Source organism: Candidatus Methylomirabilota bacterium (genome assembly GCA_035709005.1).
Lineage (GTDB): Bacteria > Methylomirabilota > Methylomirabilia > Rokubacteriales > CSP1-6 > 40CM-4-69-5.
The window spans coordinates 1-19,945 of sequence record DASTFB010000109.1; the positions used below are offsets into that span (position 1 = coordinate 1).

Below are 19,945 nucleotides of genomic sequence, written 5' to 3' on the forward strand. Positions count from 1 at the left end.
TCCGGGTCGACGGGCAGGCGCCCGGCCCGCGCGGCCCCGCGCCCTACCGGGTCGGTGAGCACACGCACAAGGTCCTCACCGAGATCCTGGGCTACGCGCCGGAGCGGATCGACGAGCTCTGCACGCTGGGGGCGATCGAGACCGGATAGGTGCTCACCACGGGTCCGGTCGGTGCCATTGCGTTTCCTTTGAACGTGGCCGAGGCCCGCACGGCTGGCCGGTGACTCCTGCCGACGCTCGGCCGACGCCCCCCGGACAGCGGTGGGCGGCCGCGGTGCTCACCGCGTTCGGGATCGCGGCCATCGTGGCGGCCCGGCCACTACCGTTCGGCAGCATCACGCGGCCCGGCGCCGGCTTCTTCCCGTTGTGCCTGGCCATCGGGCTCACGGTGGTCTCCGCCGCCATCCTCGTGCGCTCGCTGCGGTCGCCGGACGCCGAGGCCCGGGCGGCCGGTCCCTCGCGCCGAGGGCTGACGCGCGCCGGGGCCACCTTCGCCGCCCTGTTCGTCTACGCGTGGGCCCTCACCGCGCTCGGGTTCGGCGTGGCCACCTTTCTGTTCCTCGCGTTCCTCTTCCGCGCCATCGAGCCGCAGCGCTGGGCGGTGGCGCTCGGCGGCGCCGGGGCGACGGTCATGGCGAGCCACCTGCTCTTCCGCGTCTGGCTGGGCGTGCGGCTGCCCGTCGGCCCGTGGGGCTTCTGAGCGCGCTCGTGTTCGATGCCGTCGCCTTCGGTTTCGGCGTCGCGGTGGAGCCCGGCAACCTGCTCGCCTGCTTCCTGGGAGTCTTCGTCGGCACGCTGATCGGCGTGCTGCCCGGTATCGGCCCGGTGGCCACGATGTCGCTGCTCCTGCCGGTCACGTTCGCGATGTCCCCGACGGCGGCGATCATCATGCTGGCCGGCATCTACTACGGAGCCATGTACGGCGGCTCGACCACGTCGATCCTCGTGAACATTCCCGGCGAGGCCGCCTCGGTCATCACCTGTCTCGACGGCTATCGGATGGCGCGGCAGGGCCGCGCCGGCGCCGCCCTCGGCATCGCCGCGTTCGGTTCGTTCCTCGCCGGCACCTTCAGCGTCGTCGGCATCATGCTGCTGGCGCCGCCGCTGGCCCGGGTGGCGCTCAACTTCGGCCCGCCGGAGATCTTCGCCCTCCTCCTCATCGGCTTCACGATGGTCACCTGGCTCTCGAGCGGCTCCCGGCTGAAAGCCGTGGCCATGGCCCTGCTCGGCCTGTTCCTCGGCACCATCGGCCTCGACCCCATCACGGCGACGCCGCGCTTCACCTTCGACACGCTCGCGCTCTCCGACGGCATCGGGCTCGTCCCCATGATCATGGGACTCTTCGGCGTCGCCGAGGTGCTGGTGAACATCGAGGAGGGGATCAGGCCGGAGGTCTTCCGGCCCCGGATCCGGGGCCTGCTGCCGTCGTGGCCCGACTGGAAGGCGTCGGCCGGCCCCATCGCCCGCGGGAGCGTGCTGGGCTTCTTCCTGGGGATCTTGCCGGGCATCGGCTCGATCATCCCGACCTTCATCTCGTACGCCGTGGAGAAGCGCGTGTCGAAGCACCCCGAACGGTTCGGCACGGGCGTCATCGAGGGCGTGGCCGGCCCGGAGGCCGCCAACAACGCCGCCACCGGCGGCGCGATCATCCCGCTGCTGACGCTCGGCATCGCGCCCAACGTGGTGATGGCCGTTCTCCTCGGCGCCTTCCTGATCCAGGGAGTCCAGCCTGGGCCCCTGCTCATCGCCGAGCACCCGAGCCTCTTCTGGGGCGTCGTCGCCAGCATGTACGTCGGCAATGTCATGCTGCTCGTGCTGAACCTGCCGCTGATCGGGCTGTGGGTGCAGCTGCTGCGGGTGCCCTACGCGATCCTCTTCCCGCTGATCCTGCTCTTCTCCGTCGTCGGCGTGTACGGCGTCGCCGAGAACATCTGGGACGTCGTCGTGATGCTGGTGTTCGGCGCGGTGGGCTACGCCATGCGTCGGCTCGCCTACGAGCCAGCGCCGCTCGTCCTCGCCTTCGTGCTCGGCCGGCTGGCCGAGGAATCGATCCGCCAGTCGCTGCTCATGTCGCGGGGCAGCTTCGCCATCCTCGTCGAGCGGCCGGTCGCCGGCTTGCTCATCGCCCTGGCCCTCGCGATCATGATCGCCCCCGCCGCCGTCGGCCGCGTCCGGAGCGTCCTCGCCTTGACCCGGTCGGCCTCGGCGGGCTAGAGTTCGGCGGGCATCCTCAGGGTCGTCTCGGGAGACTGAATGCTCTTCAACCAGCCGCGCGCTCGACGCATCATGGCGGACCAGGCCCTGGACGCGCTGGTCGCGACCTCGCCCGACAACGTCACCTATGCCTCCGGCTACTGGGTCATGTCGCACTGGGCCCGCCCGGGCGGACCCCAGGTGTATGCGGTGATTCCCGCCGCCAGCGCCGGCTCGCCGTGCGTCGTCGCCGGGTCGGGCAACCTCGATCTGGTCGTCGACGGCGAGGCCTGGGTCACCGAGGCGTACCGCTACGGCTTCTTCGCCACGAAGACGGACGGCCCTGCGCTCTCGGACCTCGACCGCCGCTACGCGGCGCTCCTCGGCGCACCCGATTACGGCGACGCGGCCGCGGCGCTCGTGGCCGCGCTCCGCGACCGCAAGCTCGATCGCGGCCGCATCGCGATCGAGGAGACGGGCATCCAGCCCGCGCTCCTCGAGCGCGTTCGCCGCGACCTGCCGGGGGCGGAGATCGTGCCCGGCGCCCGCGTGTTCCGGCAGGTCCGCACGCTCAAGACGCCCGAGGAGATCGAGCGCCTGCGCGGCGCCGTGCGCGTGACCGAGCAGGGCATCCTGGCCGCGCTCCGCCGGGCCCGGCCCGGCGTGCCCGAGCGCGAGCTCATCGCCGAGTTCGACCGGACGGTCGTCACCGAGGGCGGCGTGCCCGTGACCTCGATGTGCATCGGCAGCGGCCCGCGCAGCGCGCTGTCGAACTGCCAGGCGGGCGAGCGCCGTCTCGCCTCCGGCGAGGTGATCCGGTTCGACGGCGGCGTGCGGTTCAAGTGGTACCGGTCCGACATCGCCCGCATCGCCGCCCTGGGCGACCCCGGCGAGCGCGCCCGGCGCTACTACGCCGCCCTTCGCGCCGGCGCCGAGCGCGCGATCGAGGCCATCAAGCCCGGCGTGCGCACGGCGGAGATCTTCCGGCTGGCCATGGACACCGTGCGCCGCGAGGGCATCCCCCACTACGAGCGCGGCCACGTGGGCCACGGCATCGGCATCAACAACTACGACGCCCCCGACCTCGCCCCGACATCCGACGAGGTCATCGAGGAGGGGATGGTTCTGTGCGTCGAGACGCCCTACTACGAGCTGGGCTGGGCGGGGTTGCAGCTGGAGAACACGCTCGTCGTGCGCGCGCACGGCGCCGAGCCCCTCATGACGCTCGGCAACGAGCTACGCATCCTGTGAGCGCCGCGGGCCCGACGATCCCCGGCGACGCCGGCCGCCCCGGCCGGTAAGGGTGGCCTCGCTCGGCGTCGCTTTCGACGGTCGCAACCCGCTCGACGTCCTGCAGGAGCAGGCGCGCGCGGCGGAGATGGCGGGCGCCAGCACGTTGTGGATGTCGAGCCACCTGTTCCTCCGCGACCCCTTCACGATGGCCGCCCTCGTGCTGGAGGCCACGCAAACGCCGCGCGTGGCGTTGATGGCCGTGAGCCCCCACGCCGTGCATCCCGTGCACATCGCCATGGCGGCGGCCACCCTCGACGAGCTGGCGCCGGGCCGCGTCGTGCTCTGCCTGGGCACGGGCGCGCCCGGCGATCTCGCCGACGCCGGCGTGGAGCCCCGTCGGCCGCTGCGCATGCTCGCGGAAGCCGTCGAGGCTGTCCGCCTGCTGCTCTCCGGCGAGCCCGCCAGGTACGCCGGCGAGCTGGTACGGCTCCGCGGCCGTCGGATGGGGACCGGTCGGCACGCGATCCCCGTGTTTCTCGCCGCCTCGCACCCGCGCTCGCTGGAGCTGGCGGGACGGATCGCCGACGGCGTCGTTCTGTCCACGGCCTCGTCGGTGGAGTTCGTGCGCTGGTGCCTGGAGCACGTCGAGCGGGGCGCCCGCGGCCGCCGCCTGGTCTGCGCGGGACTGGTCTATGCGACGGCCGCGGACCGCCCGGCCGACGCGCTCGGCCGCTTCCGGCGCCAGCTCGCCATCACGCTCCGCGCGCCCCACCATGCGAGAAACCTGGAGCTGGCGGGCGCCAAGCTCGACCAGCCGGCCGTGCGCGAGGCGCTCGCGCGGGAAGACTGGGCCGCCGTCGAGGCGCTCGTCACCGACGAGACCGTGCGGCGTCACACCGCCTGCGGCACGCCGCAGGAGATGCGCGCCCGCCTCGCCGCCTACCGCGCCGCCGGCCTGGACGAGATCGTGCTCGCCGGCCTCTACGAACCCGAGGAGACGCGGCGGAGCGCGGCCGCCGCGCTCGATGGCGAGACCTGACACGATGCGGGTGAGCGTGCAGCTGCCCACGTGCACCGAGGGACTCGTGAACCCCATCCCCTTCGCGACGGCGCCCGCCGACCTCGTCCGGTTGGCGCAGGCCGCCGAGCGGCTCGGCTACGACGGCGTGTGGGGCAACGACCACGTCACGGCCGCGCCCTACGTCCGCGAGCACTGGAGCGTACCGCCCAACTTCTACGAGGTGCTCGTCACCCTGGCCACGGTCGGCGCCCACACGCGGCGCGTGCACCTCGGCACGGCCGTCATCGTGCTGCCGCTGCGCGACCCCGTGCTGCTGGCCAAGCAGGTGGCCACGCTGGACCGCATGACGGGCGGACGCGTCATCCTCGGCGTCGGCCTCGGCGCCTACCGCGAGGAGTTCGAGGCCCAGTGGCCGCGGCGGCGCGACGTGCGGCGGGGCGACCTGCTCGACGAGGGGCTCGCCGCGCTGCGCGCGCTCTTCACCGAGCGCGAGGCCTCGTACGCCGGCCGGCACGTGGCGTTCGAGCGCGTGGAGATGTTCCCCAAGCCGGTGCAGGAGCCGCTGCCGATCTACGTGGGCGGCCACAACGAGCAGGCGGTCGCCCGCGCCGCGCGGCTCGGCCAGGGCTGGCTGCCCGGCTGGCGCCCCTTCGACGAGATCCGACAGCGCACGGCGCTGCTTCGCCGGCTGGCCGCCGAGGCCGGCCGCGACCCGAAGGCGATCGAGGCCGCCGTGCAGTTCACCGTCATGCTCGGCCGGACTCCGGAGGAGGCCGCCGCCCGCTACCGGAAGACGGGCATGGTCCAGCACCGCCGCTCGCTCGCGCACACCGGCCGCGATCCGGCGCTGGCCGAAGCCAACAATCTGATCGGCAGCCCGTCCAGCCTGCTCGACATGCTTCCCGTCCTCGCCGGGGCCGGCGTCGATCACCTTTGCGCGCTGCAGTTCCCCCACGACTCGGTCACCGAGATGCTCGAGCAGATGGAGTGGTTCGCCCGCGACGTCGTCCGCATCTTCACAGGGAGGAAACCATGAGGCCTTCGTCCGTGATCCGTGCTCTCGTCGTCGTCGCCGCGCTGTCCACCCTGGCCGGCCTGGCCGCCGACGGCGTCGGCGCCGCCGACTACCCTACGCGCGAGGTGGAGCTGGTCGTATCCTTCCCGGCCGGCGGTCCGGCCGACAGCGGCGCCCGCGTCCTCGCTCCGCTGCTGTCCTCGATCCTCAAGCAGCCCGTCGTGGTGGTGAACAAGCCTGGCGGCGGCGGCGCGGTCGGCGCCGACTACGCCGCCAAGGCCAAGCCCGACGGTCACACGGTGTACTCCTCCACCAACTCCGTGCAGACGATCGCCCCGCAGCTCAAGAAGCTGCCGTACAAGCCCTCCGATTTCACGCCGCTCGGCGCCTTCGCGGCCGACCTCGGCGTCATCACCGTGCGCAACACCTCGCCGGCCAAGACCCTGGACGAGTTCGTGGAGTACGCGAAGAAGAATCCCGGCAAGCTCAACTACGGCTCCGCCGGCTACGGCACCGTCTCGTTCTTCACGATGGAGATGTTCAAGATGGCCTACGGCCTCGATCTCGTCCACGTGCCGTTCCAGGGCACGGGTCCGGTCAAGACGGCCATCATGGGTGGCCACGTGGGCATCGCCACCAGCGGCTTCGGCTCGCTCTCGCCGCTCATTCGCTCCGGCGACCTGGTGGCGCTGGTGACGACGTCGCCGACTCGGCTGAAGGATCTTCCCAACGTCCCGACCATGGCCGAGAAGGGCTTCCCCGACGCTTCGCTGAACATCTGGCTCGGCCTTTTTGTCCCGGCGCGGACGCCCCAACCCATCGTCGACACGCTGGTGAAAGCCCTCGCCCAGGCGGCCAAGGACCCGGCGCTGGCCGCCGGCCTCCAGAAGGCGGGGATGCACCTGGACTACCGCGACCCGGCCGCGACGCGGAAGCTGCTCGAGAGCGAGACCGCCGGTGTGGCCAAGGTCATCGAGAAGCTGAAGCTGCCGAAGGAGTAGCCGGGTTGGCGCAGCCGGGTAGGCTACGCTCCGAGCTCGTCCAGCAGCGCCTTGGCCGTACGGAGATCCTGGGTGTCGAAACCCTCGGTGAACCAGCCGTAGACGTCGGCGAGCGCGTGCCGGGCATCCTGATGCCGGCCCTCGTCGCGCCACAGGCGGGCGAGGCTCGTCGCCGCGCGTAGCTCCAGCGACTTGAGCTCCTGACGGCGCGCGAGCTCGACGGCGCGCTGAAAGCAGCGCGCGGCGTCATCGGGGGCCCGGGGGGCGAGACGCCGCCGCAGCTCGCCTTCCACCCGGCTGACCTCGGCGCTGTAGAGCCCGCAGTTCTCGGGGTCCCCCTGCGCGGCCAGCGCCTGCAGCCCCTGCGCGGGGGCATCGGCCTCACCGTACAACGAGGCGATGATGCACCCGCTCATCACGTAACGCCAGGTCCGCATGAACCCCTGGGCCGCCCGCTCGCGCTGCAGCACGTCCAGCGTCGCCACGTCGGGGCGATCGCCGCGGGCGGCATGCATGAGTACCGCGTGATCGATGGCGCGGGCGCGGAAGCCGTGCGTGTCGATGATGGCCGTGCACCGATCACCGGCCGCGAGGGCGGCCAGTCGATCGCCGCGCAGATGGAGGATCGCGGTCACGAAGTTCAGCGTCATGGTGGAGGTCATCGCGTGGCCCAGCGCATCCGCCAGGCGCGACGCCTCGTGCGCCGCGGCCAGGGCGCGCTCGGGGTACCCGAGGCTCCAGTGGCCCAGGGCCAGGTGGTAGCGACAGCAGGTGCCCGGATCATGGCCGCCGTACAGCGAAGCGAAGGAGCCGTGGCGCTCGCGGTCGTACAGGGCGATGCCGCGCTCCAGGTGGGGCAGGGCCCGGCGCACTTCCCCCATCGACACCAGCGTCGGCCACAGCGTGTGGTGGGCCTCGAGGAGTTGTCCCACGTCCGTCCCCCGACGGGCGATGTCGAGCAATCGCTCGCCGGCCTCGAGGGCGGATGGGTAGGCGGCCCGGGTGAACTGGACATACCAGAGCCCCCACAGGACGGGAAAGCGGCGGGACGCATCGTCCAGCCGGTCCACCAGCGCGAGGGCGGCCCGGTACGACGTCTCCACCGGCGGCGACGGTGGCCCGTGCATCGCGATGAGCGGGGCGCCCAGAGCGATCCGCACGTCGAGGGCGGCGGACAGCGTCTCCCGGGTCTCGGGAAGCTCGGCCAGGAGGGCCAGGGCGCGCTCCAGGAACTCGATGGCCTCCCGGTTCGCGGAGCGCGCGACCGCCTTCGTCCCAGCCTCGCGTAGATAGCGAACGGCTTTGTCGGGGATGGCGGCTCGCTCGGCGTGATGCGCAAGCAACTCGGCGTGTTCGCCGAGACGGTCGGCATAGAGTCGCTCGAGGGTCTCGAGGATCGTGGCGTGCAGGGCCCGGCGCCGCTCCTGCAGCACGCCGCCGTAGGCGACCTCGTGGGTGAGGGCGTGCTTGAAGGTGTACTCGAGGTCGGGAAATAGTCGCGCCTCGTAGAGCAGCTCCGCCGTCTGCAGCTCGTCGAGGGCCGCGTCCAGCGCGTCCTCTGCCATCTCGGCGACGGTGGTGAGCAGGGCCACCGGCACGTCTTTGCCCACGACGGCGGCGGCCTGAAGGAGGCGCTTGAGCTCGGGTCGCAGGCGATCGATGCGCGCGGCGAGGATGGCCTGCACGGTCGCCGGCACCTGGATAGTCGCCGCCGGGCGCGCCAGGCGGTAGGCGCCGGCCTCCCCCACCAGCGCGCCCGTCTCCACGAGCGTCCGCACGCTCTCCTCCAGGAAGAGCGGGTTGCCCTCCGTCCGCGTGATGAGCAGCGGGGCCAGGGGGGCGGTGGACGGGTCGGCGCCGAGCAGGGTGCGCAGCAATGCATCCGCGCTCTCCGGCGGCAGGGGGTCGATGCGGAGCTGGCGGTAGTAGGTCTTGCTGCCCCAGCCGTGACGGTACTCCGGCCGATAGTTGACGGCGAGGAGGACGGGCGCGCTGCCCAGGCTCTCGGCCAGGCTGTCGAGCACGGCCTGGGTCTCGGCGTCGATCCAGTGCAGATCCTCGAAGACGAGCAGCAGGGGCTGCACCTGGCTCTCGCGCAGCAGCACCCGCTTGACGCTCTCCAGGGCGCGCCGGCGGCGCTGGGGCGGCTCCAGCGCGAGAAACGCCTGCCCGGGCTCGGGGACGTCGAGAATCCACAGCATCGCCGGCACCGTGTCCTCGAGCGCCCGATCCAGGGTGAGGAGCGTGCCCGTCACCTTCGCGCGGATGGCGCGCAGGTCGTCCCGGTCGTCGATGTGGAAGTAGCCGCGCAGCAGCTCGGCCACCGGGAGGAACGGCGTGGCCTTGCCATAGGACACCGAGCTCGCCTCGAGCACGCGCCAGCCACCGGCCGGCACGTGGTGCGAGTGGAGGAACTCGTAGAAGAGCCGTGACTTGCCCACGCCCGCCTCGCCGACGACCGCGACGAGCTGGCCCCGTCCCTGCCGGGCCTGGGCGGCGGCCTGCCGGATCTGGTCCATCTCGGCGTCGCGACCCACGAAGCGGCTGAAGCCGCGGGCCCGCGCCGCCTGCAGGCGGGTCCGGACGGCAGCGGCGCCCGTGAGCTCGAACACCTCGACCGGCGCGGCGAGGCCCTTGACGGGGATCGGCCCGAGCGGCCGGACCTGCACGAACTCCTCGGCCAGGCGCAACGTCTCGGCGGTGAGCCGCGTGGTGGCCGCCGGCGCGAGCTGCTCCATGCGCGCGGCCAGATGCGTGGTCTGCCCAACGGCGGTGTAGTCCATGTGGAGGTCGTTCCCCACCGAGCGGACCACCACGTCGCCCGAGTTCAGACCGACGCGGATCTGCACCTCGACGCCGTGGGTGCGCCGCACCTCCTCGGCGTAGCGGCGGATCGTCTCGTGCATGCGGAGCGCCGCGTAGCAGGCCCGCACCGCATGGTCCTCGTGGGCCAGGGGCGCGCCGAAGAGGGCCATGATCCCGTCGCCCATGACCTGGTTCACGGTGCCCTCGTAGCGATGCACCGCCTCCATCATCCGCTCGAGCACGGGATCGAGGATCTTCCGCGCCTCCTCCGGGTCGCGGTCGGCGAGCAGCTCGGTGGACCCCTTCATGTCGGCGAAGAGGACGGTGACCTGCTTGCGCTCGCCCTCGACGGCGGTCTTGGAGGTCAGGATGCGCTCGGCCAGATGTCGCGGCGTGTAGCTCTGCGGCGACCCGAAACGGGCCGCGGCATCCGCAGCGACGATCGCGCTCCCACACTCGCCACAGAACTTCTGGCCCGGCGGGCTGACGGTGCCGCAGCTCGGGCAACGGGCGGCGAGCCGGGCCCCGCACTCCCCGCAGAACTTCTGGCCTGCCGGGTTCGCGTGGCCACACCGTGGACAGGAGCCTTCCATAGGCATCTCCAGGGGCGCAGCTAAGGCGCGCACGATCGCGCCCCCGGCGGCCGAAGTCAAGCGCTTCGGGAGAGCGATACCCGTGGCGGTGCTGGAGGCACTTGCCCGAAGCCGTGCCGGCGTTCCATGATGCACGGACGAGGCTGGAGGAAACGATGAGACAGGGGCTCCGGGTGATCGATTCGGACACGCACGTCAACCCGTCGCTCGACGTGCTGCTACGGTACGCCGACCAACCCCTCCGGGACCGCCTGGACGAGCTTCGCCCGTATGTGCGGAAGGTCAAGCCGGGCCTCGGCCGGGGCGATGCGGAAGATCAGGATGAGAGCAGCCTGCTGTCCATCAAGCAGCTCCGGTATCAGCGGGTGGCTGGCGAGAAGCCGAGCGCTCCGACCGGTCCCGAAGGCGATCGCGGCTTCCTCTCGGGACGGACCCAGATGGTCACGCGAAAACCCATCACCACCCGGGTTGCCGAGGACAACGCCCGCGGCCGCCTCGCGGACATGGACACCGAGGGACGCGATATCGATTTCATCATCCCCGGTCCCTGGGCCTACGGCGCCCCCGCGCTGCCGCCGCCACTGGTCAAGGGTCTCTACGGTGCCTATCACCGGTACATGGCCGACTACTGCGCGGCGGACCCTCGCCGATTGAAGAGCATGGTGCTGGTCCCGGCCGCCGATCCGGCGTGGGGCGCTCAGGTGATCCAAGACCTGGCCGACGAGGAGTGGGTGGCCGCCGTGTGGCCTCTGCTGCCCGAGGGACTGCCGATCGACGATCCCGACCTCGAACCGATCTGGGTGGCAGCCAACGACGCGGATCTGCCCATCATGTACCACGGCTTCACCATCGAGACGCCGTACTTCCCCGGCTATCGTGACGTCTGGGACAACCCGGCCATGGGCCGCTGCGCGGGCCAGACCTGGGGCGGCCAGCGGTTTCTCTCGTTCATGCTCATGGCAGGCGTGCTCGACCGCCATCCTCGACTGCGGATCGGCACGCTCGAATGCGGCCATGGTTGGCTCCCCCACTGGCTGCTCCGCCTGACCAGACAGATCGAGTACGTCCGGGGCTCGGTCTCACCCAAGCTCGCGCACACGCCCCTGGAGTACGCGCGGATGGGACGGGTCTTCTGCGGCATCGACTTCTCCGAGGGCGTGGAGATGACGCGCGCGGTGACCGAGCTCATCGGCGATCACGTGCTCATGTTCGAGTCCGACTATCCGCACCCCGAAACCATCTTTCCCGACCATGCCGACACGGTCATCGACTGGCGGCGAACACTGGGCGAGCCGGCCACACAGAAACTGATGTGGCAGAACGCCGCCCGCTTCTTTCGCCTGGCCTCCACACCGTGGCGTGACTGAGGACCCGGGAGGATTCGTCGCGAGCGCGGTGGAGACTGATGGCCGCTCCGGCCATGGCCTGGGGGCGATCGAGACCGGCCAGCCTTACATCCCCAGATAGGCGCGGCGCACGCGTGGATCCGTCATCAGCGTGTCGCGCGAGCCGCTCAGGGCCACCCGTCCCGTTTCCAGGACGTAGCCGCGATCGCAGGCCTCCAGAGCCTCCACCACGCGCTGCTCGACCAGCAGGACGGTCAGGCCGTGATGACGATGCACGAGGCGGATCCGCTCGAAGATCGCGTCCACCACCGTGGGCGCCAGCCCCATGGAGGGCTCGTCGAGCATCAGCAGTACCGGCGCGGACGCGAGCCCCCGTCCGATGGCGAGCATCTGCTGCTCGCCGCCGGACAGCGTGCCGGCGAGCTGGCCGGCGCGTTCGGCCAGGACGGGGAACAGTTCCAGGATCGTCGGCAGCGCTGCCGCCCACCGGGCCCGGCCGTTGCGGGTGTAGGCGCCCATCTCCAGATTTTCCATGACCGTCATGGAGGCGAAGACCTGGCGCCCTTCGGGGACGTGGGCGATGCCGAGCTGGGCGCGCTCGGCCGGCGGGAGCGCCAGGAGGTTGCGGCCCCGATAGACGATCTCTCCCGCCACCGGCGCCACCGTCCCCGATATCGTCTTGAACAGGGTCGACTTGCCGGCGCCGTTGGGTCCGACCACGGCCACGAACTCGCCCTCCTCCACGTCGAGCGAGACGTCGGTCAAGGCCCGCAGGCCCCCGTAGGCGACGCTAAGCGATCGGATCTCGAGCACGCTCCATCCACTTCTTGCCGAGATACGCTTCGATCACCGCCGGATTCATGACCACCTCGGCTGGCGGGCCCTCGGCGATCAGCTTGCCGTGGTCGAGCACGGTGAAGACGTCCGCGAGCTTCACCATGGCGTGCATCGTGTGCTCGATGATGACGATCGTGACGCCATCGCGGTTCACCCGCCGGATGATGGTCAACACGTCCTCGAGCTCGGTCGGGCCCAGGCCGGCCAGCGTCTCGTCGAGCAGGAGCAGGCGCGGGCGGGGCGCCAGCGCCCGCGCCAGCTCCATCAGCCGGAGCTGCCTGGTCGTCAGGCCGCTGGCGATCGCCTCGGCCTGGGCGCCGGCCAGTCCGACGCGGGCCAACGCCTCGTTGGCCAGCCGCTCGGCCTCCGCGTCGGTGGCGGCGCCGACGTAGGCGCCGACGATCACGTTCTGCAGCACGGTCATGCGCGAGAAGGCGCGCGCCACCTGGAACGTGCGTCCCACGCCCTGGGCGCAGATGTCATGCGGCGTCAGCCCCACGAGCTCCCGGCCGCGGTACCGGATGCTGCCGGCATCGGCGGCGAGGAATCCGTTGACGACGTTGAACAGCGTCGTCTTGCCGGCGCCGTTGGGCCCGATGATCCCGTGGATCGCGCCTTCCTGGATGGTCACGGTGACGCCGTCGACGGCCCGGAGGCCACCGAACCGGCGCACAACGCCCTCCAGCCGGAGGACCGCCTGCCCGGCCCGCTGTGCCGGCCCGCCACCGCCACGCGCCGTCAGGGGCGGCTCGACCGGCGCCGGGGGGGGCTCCGTCCACGCCGGCCGCGACTCCGCCCGGCCCGCCACGACACGATCGCGGATCCGCCAGTAGATCCCGTCGGGGGCCAGGAGGATGATGGCGATGATGGCGAAGCCGTACACCACCCCCTGGATGCCGGGAATGATGTGCCCGAGCTCGGCGTGCAGGGTCTCGGCGAGCGGCACCAGCACCGTGGCCCCGATGATCGGCCCCCAGAAGACTCCCACGCCACCGAACAGCGTGACGATGAGCGCCTGGGCCGACACCAGCATGCCGAAGACCGTCGGGGGAGTGACGACCAGGAGCACGACCGCGTAGAGCCCCCCGGCCGCCGCCGCCATCGCCGCGCTCAACGCCATGGCGCGCATCTTCCAGCCCCAGGCATCGATCCCCGCGGCTTCCGCCGCGGGCTCGTTCTGCTTGATGGCGAGCAGGGCCAGGCCGAAGCGGGAGCGTTCCACGTGCAGCGACACCGCCATGCCGATCACCACCAGGACGAGGGCAAGGGCCATATAGACGCGCGGATCGGCGAACTGCAGGTAGAGGGCCGGCGACTCGCGTTTCATCGGCAGCGACACTTCTTGATAGCCGAGCCACTCGAACACGTACAGCATGGCCAGCGGGTAGGCCAGCATGGACAGGGCGAAGTAGTGACCGCGCAGGCGGAACGTGGGGATCCCGATGGCGATGCCGGCCAGCATGCCCACGAGCACTCCGGCCGGGATGCCGACCCAGGGCGACACGCCGAACACGACGAACGCGATCGTCACCGTGTAGGCCCCCAGGCCGAAGAACCCGGCGTGGCCGAACGAGATCATGCCACTGTAGCCGCTCAGCATGTTCCAGCTGAGGCCCATGGCCGCCCAGACCAGGACCAGGGTCATCATCAACTGATAGTAGGAGTTGGTGACGGTGAGACCGATCAGCAGATAGGCGGCCGCGAAGGCGGCGATCAGCGCATATTGTCGGATCAGGCCGCGCCTCGCCGGCCTCGTCACGTCCGCTCCCAGACGCGGCCGAACATGCCGCGGGGACGGAAGAAGATGATGAGCAGGAAGACGACGAAGATCGCCGTGTTCTGCAACTGGTACGGCAGGATCAGGGTCGACATCTGCTGGACGAGACCGATCGTGAGCCCGCCCCAGAAGGCGCCGAAGATCGAGCCCATGCCGCCGAGCACCACGCCGGCGTACATGACGATCACGAAGTCGAGGCCGATGTAGGGCTGAAAGGACTGGGAGATGGCCAGGAGACCACCCGCCACGGCGGTGATCCCGACCCCCAGCCCGAAGGCCAGGCTGTGCGCGCGATCGACGTCCACGCCGACGTAGGCGGCCGCGATCGGATTGTCGGCCGCGGCGCGCAGGGCCTTGCCCAGCTGGGATCGCGTGAGGAAGAGGTACAGCGCGATGGCGAAGGCGACCGCCAGCACGAAGCCCACGGTCCGCGCCTGATTGAGGAAGACGGCCCCGATCTCCCAGGACTCGCGGGACAGCGGGGTCTGCACCGAGATCGGCATGGAGCCGAACAGGATGAGGCCGCCGTTGGCGAGGACCAGCGCCACCCCCAGGGTGAGGATGATCTGGGCGTAATGGCCTTCGGCTTCCGCCGTGACCACGCGGGCGCCGGTCACGCTCGACACCAGATAGCGGTGCACCAGCCATCCGACGGCGAAGACGATCGGGCCGGCCAGGACCGCGCCGACGACGGGGGCGGCGTACGGCCCCAGGAAGGTCAGGACGCCGACGCCGGTGACCAGGTAGTAGGCCGCGTACATCCCGAGCATCATGAAGTCGCCGTGCGCGAAATTGATGACGCGCATGACGCCGAAGATCAGGCCGAGGCCCACGCACATCAGGCCATAGGTGCCACCGACCAGCAGGCCGGCCACCAGCGCCTGGAAGAAATCCACGAGCACCCAGTAAAAGGCGTCCACGCCTCACCGTGCGGGGGGCGGCGGCGGGGCGGCCGGGCGCGCGCCCGGCACTACCGCTTCGGCCAGATCGGCTTGGCCACCGCCGCGTCCGCCGGATATACGGTGACGGGAACGCCGTTCTGCCACTGCACCACCACGACGTCCGCGTCCACGCGGCGGCCATTGCCGTCGAACTTCACGCGCCCGCCGGGGAAATACTTCGCCGGACCTTCGGTGGTGTCCATGGCCCGGATGGCCTCGGCCACCTTCCGGCGGTCGGCCGACCCGGCCTTCTCCAGCGCGTCCTTGAAGATCAACATCGACCCCGCCAGCGACATGGTCTCCTGCGTCGGCCAGAGCTCCCCCGTCTTCTGCGTGTACTCCTTGACGATGGCCTCCTGCCCCTTGATGCTCCAGTTGGCGACGATGGTCATGACGCCCTCGAGGAGGTCCTTGCCCAGGTTCTTCAGCATGTCGGGGGCGGCGATGTGCGCGCCGTTGGAGATGACCGGCACCCGCCCCCGCCCGAGACCGAACTCGTGGAGCTTTTCGAGGCACAGCTTGTCGTCGGGAATGGCCGTGGGCAGCAGGAGCAGGAGATCGGGCCGCGACGAGCGGACCTTCTGGACGAGCGGCGTGCAGTCGGACAGCGGCGGCGTGAAGGTCTCGTCGACCACGAGCTTCAGGCCGAGGGCGGCGATGCCGCCCTCGCGCATCGGCTTCACGAAGCTGACGGGCGCCGCCGTGTTGTCCATGATGATGGCGACGGTGCCCGGCTTCCTGCCGGTCGCGCTCTCGGCCAGCTTGACCAGCGCCGGCAGGGCCTGCTTGGCCTGGGTGCCTCCGGTCGGAGAGGTCTGGAACACGTACTTGAAGCCCCGGGCGGTGATCTGATCCGAGTAGGACAGGGTGAGGACGGGCAGCTCGGTGCGCTCGGTCACCTCCGTGACGCCCAGCGTGAAGCTCGACAGCCAGGCGCCGGCGGCGCCGATCAGGTCAGGCTCCTGGGCGACCATCCGCTGGGCGGCGTTCTTCGCCTTCTCGACGCTGTCGCCGGCGTCGAAGACGACGATTCGCATCTTGGCGCCGCCCAGCGCCTTGATGCCGCCCTGGGCGTTGATGCGGTCGACGGCGAGCGTGGCGCCCTTGAGCATGAGGTCGCCCTGGCGCGCCCACGGTCCCGACATCGGTGCGATCAGGCCGACCTTCACGTCCGCGGCCTGGGCCGCCGCCGGGGCGAGAACGCCGAGGGCGATTCCGAGCGCGAGCGGCAGTGCGGCGAATGCTCTGAAGCGATTCATGGTGTCCCCCGTAGCCTGGTGTCGGTGTTGAGCAGCGCGGTCGCGAGGCCGGAGCACGGCGCCACGGCGACCCCTGGCGCGGACAAACGGATAGCGCTATCGCCGCGGTCCGTCAAGATGAATATGGCGGGACGCTACTTGTCGTAGCCCAGCGCGCGATCCCGCTCGACGAGGGCGGGCTCGCGCTCGGCGGGCGAGCCGTAACCGCCGCCGCCCGGCGTGCGGAGCAGCACCGTGTCGCCGCGGCTCACGACGTGCTGGCGGCGGTGGTCGATCGACCGGCCGTTGATCTGCACGTCGCCCAGCCCGCCGTCGTGGCCGCCGGCGAACCCGGGCGCCGCGCGCCGCGTGCGCTCGGCCATGAAGCTCAGCACGATGGGCGTGTCCGACTCGCAGACCATCAGGATGTCCTGGCCCAGGCCCCCGCGCCGGCGGCCGGCGCCGCCGGAGCCCGGGCGCAGGCGCTTGTGCCGGAAGAAGAGGGGGCTGTTGCGCTCGGCCACCTCTACCGGCGTGGAGGAGATGTTGCTGGGCCACGAGCAGGCGCTCTCGCCGTCCTTGAGCGCGGTGGCGCCCATGCCGCCGTTGAAGAACAGCACGTTGGCGTAGGGCGTGTGATCGGCGCGCAGGCCCGACTGGGTGAGAGCCCACAGGGGTGAGCCCGCGCCAGCCATCACCCGCTCGGGAATAACCTGCTGCAGGGCGCCCAGCACCAGCGTGGGGACATAGTGGCCGGTATTGGAGCGGCTCACCACCGCCGCCGGGAAGCGGGGATTGAGCAGGCAGCCCTCGGGCGCGATCACCCGCACCGGGCGGTACATGCCTTCGTTGTTGGCGAGCGTCGGCAGCAGCGCGCAGCGGACGGCATAGGCCGTCATGGCGTAGGTGTAGGCCAGCACGCAGTTGATGGCCCGCGGCTGACTGGGCGAGGTCCCCGTGTAGTCGGCCACGATCTCGTCGCCGGCCACGGTGAGGGCCAGGCGGAACTGATAGGGCTCATCCACGCCGTCGGACTCCATGGCATAGCGGTAGGTGCCGTCGGGCACGGCGGTGATGGCGGCCCGCATGGCCCGCGCCGTCCGCGTGAAGAGCTCGTCGGCCAGATCCCCGAGGTCGGGCAGCCCGTAGTCGACCAGCAGGGCCAGGAGCCTGCGCTCCATCAGCTCGTTGGCGCCCGCCTGGGCCCAGATGTCGCCGGCGGTCTGATCGGGCGTGCGCACGTTGGCCCGCAACAGCTCGACCAGCGTCTCGTCGGTGCGCCCCTCGCGCTTGAGCTTCATCAGCGGGATGTAGAAGCCCTCCTCGAACACCTCGCGGGCCTCGATGGCCCGCACCCGCCCGCCGATGTCGGGCATGTGGGAGGTGGTGGCCGTGAAGGCCACGAGCCGCTGGCCGTGGAAGATCGGCTTCAGCACGCAGACGTCGCTCTTGTGGCCGGTGCCCATCCAGGGGTCGTTCGTGATGAGCACGTCACCCGGGCGCATACCGGCGGGGCCCCAGTGCCTCAGGAAATGACGCACGGTGGCCGGCAGCGTGGCGATGAACGAGGGGATGCTGCCGGTGTTCTGGGCCAGGGCGTAACCACGGGCGTCGGTCAGCACGCAGGCGAAGTCGTTGGCCTCGTTGGAGAGCGTGGAGAACGCGGTCCGGACGATGGCCTTGGCCGCCTCGTCGACGACGGAGATGAGCCGGGTCCACAAGACCTCGAGCGTCACCGCGTCGAAGTGGATCGCCGCCACGTCAGCTCCTTGTCGCCAGCGCGAGGACGATGTTGCCGGTGGCCGCCACGCGCGCGGTCGCCCCCGGACCGATCACCAGCGTGGAGCCGGCGTCCTCCACCACCGCCGGGCCTTCGAGAATCTCGCCGACCATCAGCCCGGCGCGGTCGAGCACGGCCGTGTCCACGAAGCCGCCGGCCTCGGGGAAGTAGGCCCTGCGGCGGCCCTTCACCGCGCTCAGCGGGGTCCGGCTCCGGCCGCGCAGCACGACGTCGCTTCCCGCCACCGGCGCCCGCACCGCCACCCGGATGTTGATGAACTCCACCGGCACGTCGGGAGGCGTGAGCGCGAACTTCTCCCGGTAGGCGATCTCGAAGGCCTCGCGCAGCACCCGGCGGGCGCCGTCGGCGTCGGGGCCGTCGTAGGGGCCGGGCGGCAGCGGCACCACCAGGTCGAAGCCCTGACCGACGAACCGGCCGTCGGCCAGGCGCTGGACGGTCGCGCTCTCGAGCTTGAGGCCGGTGTCGGCCATCACCGTGCGCGCCTCGTCCTCCAGCCGCCGGAAGGCGGCCTCCAGGGCCGCGCAGTCGCCGCGATCGAGGCGCAAGCCGACGGTGGCCACGCGGTCCACGCGCGCCGGCGCCACCAGCAGGCCCAGCGCCGAAGCCACCCCGGCCGAGGGCGGACAGATGACCCGGCGAAGCCCGAGCTTGCGAGCGACCTCGTAGGCATGGACCGGTCCGGCGCCTCCGGTGCACAGCAGCGCGTACTGCCGGGGATCGCGGCCGCGCTCGGCGACGTGCACGCGGGCCGCGGAGGCCATGTTCTCGTTGACGACGTCGTGGATGCCCCAGGCCACCTGCACGACCGACAGGCCGACCTCCCCGGCGATCCGGGTCAGGGCGAGCTGCGCGGCCTCCACGCTGATCGGCAGCGTGCCGCCCGCGAAATAGTCCGGGTTCAGATAGCCGAGCACGAGGTCGGCGTCGGTCACCGTCGGGGCCTGACCGCCCAGCCCGTAGCAGGCCGGACCGGGTTGCGAGCCCGCGCTGCGCGGCCCCACCTTGAGCAGGCCGATCTCGTCGACGTGGGAGATGCTGCCGCCGCCCGCCCCGATCTCGATCAGCTCGATGGTGGAGATTCGGATGGGCAGGCCACTGCCTTCCATGAAGCGCTTCTGGCGGGCCGCCTCGAACCCGTAGGCCGTCAGCGGCTCGCCGCCCTCGACCAGCGAGAGCTTGGCCGTGGTGCCGCCCATGTCGAAGGCCAGCAGGTGGCCCCCGCTGTCCTCGTGTCCGAAGAACGCGGCGGCAATGGCGCCGGCCGCCGGTCCCGACTCCAGCATCTGCACCGGCACGCGCCGGGCCTCGGCCACGTGGGTGAGGCCGCCACTCGACTGCATGAGCAGCAGCGGGGCCGCGATGTCCTGGGCGGCGAGCTGCCCGGCCATCAGCTTCAGATATCGCTGGGCCAGCGGCTTGATGTACGCGTTGGCCACCGTGGTCGAGGCGCGCTCGTACTCGCGGATCTCCGGCGCCACCTCGTGCGAAGCCGACACGGCGATCCCCGGATGGCGCTCGGCGATCGCGGCCAGCGCCGCCGCCTCGTGGGCCGGATTGGCGTAGGCGTGCAGAAACACCACGGCGATCGAGGTGACGCCGGCGCTCACGAGCTGGCCCACCTGCTCCAAGAGCTCCTTCACCTCCAGCGGCTGGCGAACGGCGCCGTCCGGGCCCACGCGCTCGGCGACTTCCCGGCGCCAGTGGCGCGCCACCAGCGGCTCGGGGCGCGCGATGTTCAGGTCGTAGAGCTCGTACTTGCGCTCGCGCCCGATCTCCAGCGTGTCGCCAAACCCCGCCGTGGTGAGAAGCCCGGTGAGCGCTCCCTGGCGCTCGATGAGCGCGTTGGTGAAGAGCGTGGTGGCGTGCACCACGCGGGTGAAGCGCGAGGCCGCCAGCCGCTCGTCCCGGAGCATGGCCGCCACGCCGGCCGCCACCGCCCGGGCCGGGTCGTCGTGCGTGGTGAGCACCTTGCGGCTCCACTGCCGCCCACTGTCGTGGTCGTAGACCACCAGGTCGGTGAAAGTGCCGCCGATGTCGATGCCGAGGGAATAGTTCATGGCGTTGGAGGAGCGATGTGGGTTGGACGGTAGCAGGAGGCCGAGAGTCCGTCAAACGGTGGAGCGGGCTTCTCCCGCGGGATCTGG

The 19,945-nt window shown here is 71.2% G+C and carries 14 protein-coding genes; 7 read left to right on the forward strand and 7 right to left on the reverse strand.

Features of this window, described 5'->3' with window-relative positions:
• The first annotated feature begins 220 nt into the window (after nucleotides 1–220).
• From VFR64_20035 to VFR64_20060, 6 genes are read left to right on the forward strand one after another with little or no spacing between them, the layout of a single operon-like run.
• Nucleotides 221–700 (forward strand): tripartite tricarboxylate transporter TctB family protein, encoded by a 480-nt coding sequence (locus tag VFR64_20035; GenBank protein ID HET9492026.1) that lies wholly within the window; start codon nucleotides 221–223, stop codon nucleotides 698–700.
• On the forward strand, nucleotides 688–2,214 hold the full coding sequence (locus VFR64_20040; protein HET9492027.1) for a tripartite tricarboxylate transporter permease: 1,527 nt from the start codon (nucleotides 688–690) through the stop codon (nucleotides 2,212–2,214). The genes VFR64_20035 and VFR64_20040 overlap by 13 nt, the downstream gene beginning before the upstream one ends.
• Nucleotides 2,215–2,253: 39 nt before the next feature.
• Nucleotides 2,254–3,444, forward strand: a complete 1,191-nt coding sequence (locus VFR64_20045; protein ID HET9492028.1) for a Xaa-Pro peptidase family protein — start codon at nucleotides 2,254–2,256, stop codon at nucleotides 3,442–3,444.
• Nucleotides 3,445–3,496: 52 nt separating this feature from the next.
• Nucleotides 3,497–4,465 (forward strand): LLM class flavin-dependent oxidoreductase, encoded by a 969-nt coding sequence (locus VFR64_20050; GenBank protein HET9492029.1) that lies wholly within the window; start codon nucleotides 3,497–3,499, stop codon nucleotides 4,463–4,465.
• A gap of 16 nt (nucleotides 4,466–4,481) precedes the next feature.
• Nucleotides 4,482–5,483 carry a TIGR03619 family F420-dependent LLM class oxidoreductase gene (locus tag VFR64_20055; protein HET9492030.1) on the forward strand — a complete coding sequence of 334 codons (1,002 nt, stop codon included), beginning with the start codon at nucleotides 4,482–4,484 and terminating at the stop codon, nucleotides 5,481–5,483.
• Nucleotides 5,480–6,463 (forward strand): tripartite tricarboxylate transporter substrate binding protein, encoded by a 984-nt coding sequence (locus tag VFR64_20060; protein ID HET9492031.1) that lies wholly within the window; start codon nucleotides 5,480–5,482, stop codon nucleotides 6,461–6,463. The genes VFR64_20055 and VFR64_20060 overlap by 4 nt, the downstream gene beginning before the upstream one ends.
• Nucleotides 6,464–6,486: 23 nt before the next feature.
• Here the strand turns inward: VFR64_20060 and VFR64_20065 are convergent, their stop codons facing one another.
• The gene (locus tag VFR64_20065) at nucleotides 6,487–9,861 is read right to left on the reverse strand and encodes an adenylate/guanylate cyclase domain-containing protein (GenBank protein ID HET9492032.1); all 3,375 of its coding nucleotides are present in this window, start codon (nucleotides 9,859–9,861) and stop codon (nucleotides 6,487–6,489) included.
• Between the two features lie 155 nt (nucleotides 9,862–10,016).
• On the opposite strand from VFR64_20065, the gene VFR64_20070 reads away from it, so the two are divergent.
• The gene (locus tag VFR64_20070) at nucleotides 10,017–11,228 is read left to right on the forward strand and encodes an amidohydrolase family protein (protein ID HET9492033.1); all 1,212 of its coding nucleotides are present in this window, start codon (nucleotides 10,017–10,019) and stop codon (nucleotides 11,226–11,228) included.
• A gap of 84 nt (nucleotides 11,229–11,312) precedes the next feature.
• Here the strand turns inward: VFR64_20070 and VFR64_20075 are convergent, their stop codons facing one another.
• The 6 genes from VFR64_20075 to VFR64_20100 form a co-directional block, all read right to left on the reverse strand.
• Nucleotides 11,313–12,020, reverse strand: a complete 708-nt coding sequence (locus VFR64_20075) for an ABC transporter ATP-binding protein (protein HET9492034.1) — start codon at nucleotides 12,018–12,020, stop codon at nucleotides 11,313–11,315.
• Nucleotides 11,998–13,803, reverse strand: coding sequence for an ATP-binding cassette domain-containing protein (locus VFR64_20080; GenBank protein ID HET9492035.1), 1,806 nt, complete (start codon nucleotides 13,801–13,803; stop codon nucleotides 11,998–12,000). The genes VFR64_20075 and VFR64_20080 overlap by 23 nt, the downstream gene beginning before the upstream one ends.
• Entirely contained in the window at nucleotides 13,800–14,741 is a 942-nt protein-coding gene (locus tag VFR64_20085) for a branched-chain amino acid ABC transporter permease (protein ID HET9492036.1), read from the reverse strand. The genes VFR64_20080 and VFR64_20085 overlap by 4 nt, the downstream gene beginning before the upstream one ends.
• A gap of 50 nt (nucleotides 14,742–14,791) precedes the next feature.
• Nucleotides 14,792–16,021, reverse strand: coding sequence for an ABC transporter substrate-binding protein (locus VFR64_20090; GenBank protein ID HET9492037.1), 1,230 nt, complete (start codon nucleotides 16,019–16,021; stop codon nucleotides 14,792–14,794).
• 134 nt (nucleotides 16,022–16,155) lie between these two features.
• Nucleotides 16,156–17,760: a hydantoinase B/oxoprolinase family protein gene (locus VFR64_20095; protein HET9492038.1), complete on the reverse strand. Its 1,605-nt coding sequence runs from the start codon at nucleotides 17,758–17,760 to the stop codon at nucleotides 16,156–16,158.
• A gap of 1 nt (nucleotide 17,761) precedes the next feature.
• Nucleotides 17,762–19,858 carry a hydantoinase/oxoprolinase family protein gene (locus tag VFR64_20100; GenBank protein HET9492039.1) on the reverse strand — a complete coding sequence of 699 codons (2,097 nt, stop codon included), beginning with the start codon at nucleotides 19,856–19,858 and terminating at the stop codon, nucleotides 17,762–17,764.
• Nucleotides 19,859–19,945 lie beyond the last annotated feature (87 nt).

Excerpts from the sequence above, each read along its gene's own strand:
- VFR64_20090 (HET9492037.1), bottom strand. The coding sequence starts at position 16,021 with ATGAATCGCTTCAGAGCATTCGCCGCACTGCCGCTCGCGCTCGGAATC.
- VFR64_20060 (HET9492031.1), top strand. The coding sequence starts at position 5,480 with ATGAGGCCTTCGTCCGTGATCCGTGCTCTCGTCGTCGTCGCCGCGCTG.
- VFR64_20100 (HET9492039.1), bottom strand. The coding sequence starts at position 19,858 with ATGAACTATTCCCTCGGCATCGACATCGGCGGCACTTTCACCGACCTG.
- VFR64_20070 (HET9492033.1), top strand. The coding sequence starts at position 10,017 with ATGAGACAGGGGCTCCGGGTGATCGATTCGGACACGCACGTCAACCCG.
- VFR64_20065 (HET9492032.1), bottom strand. The coding sequence starts at position 9,861 with ATGGAAGGCTCCTGTCCACGGTGTGGCCACGCGAACCCGGCAGGCCAG.
- VFR64_20045 (HET9492028.1), top strand. The coding sequence starts at position 2,254 with ATGCTCTTCAACCAGCCGCGCGCTCGACGCATCATGGCGGACCAGGCC.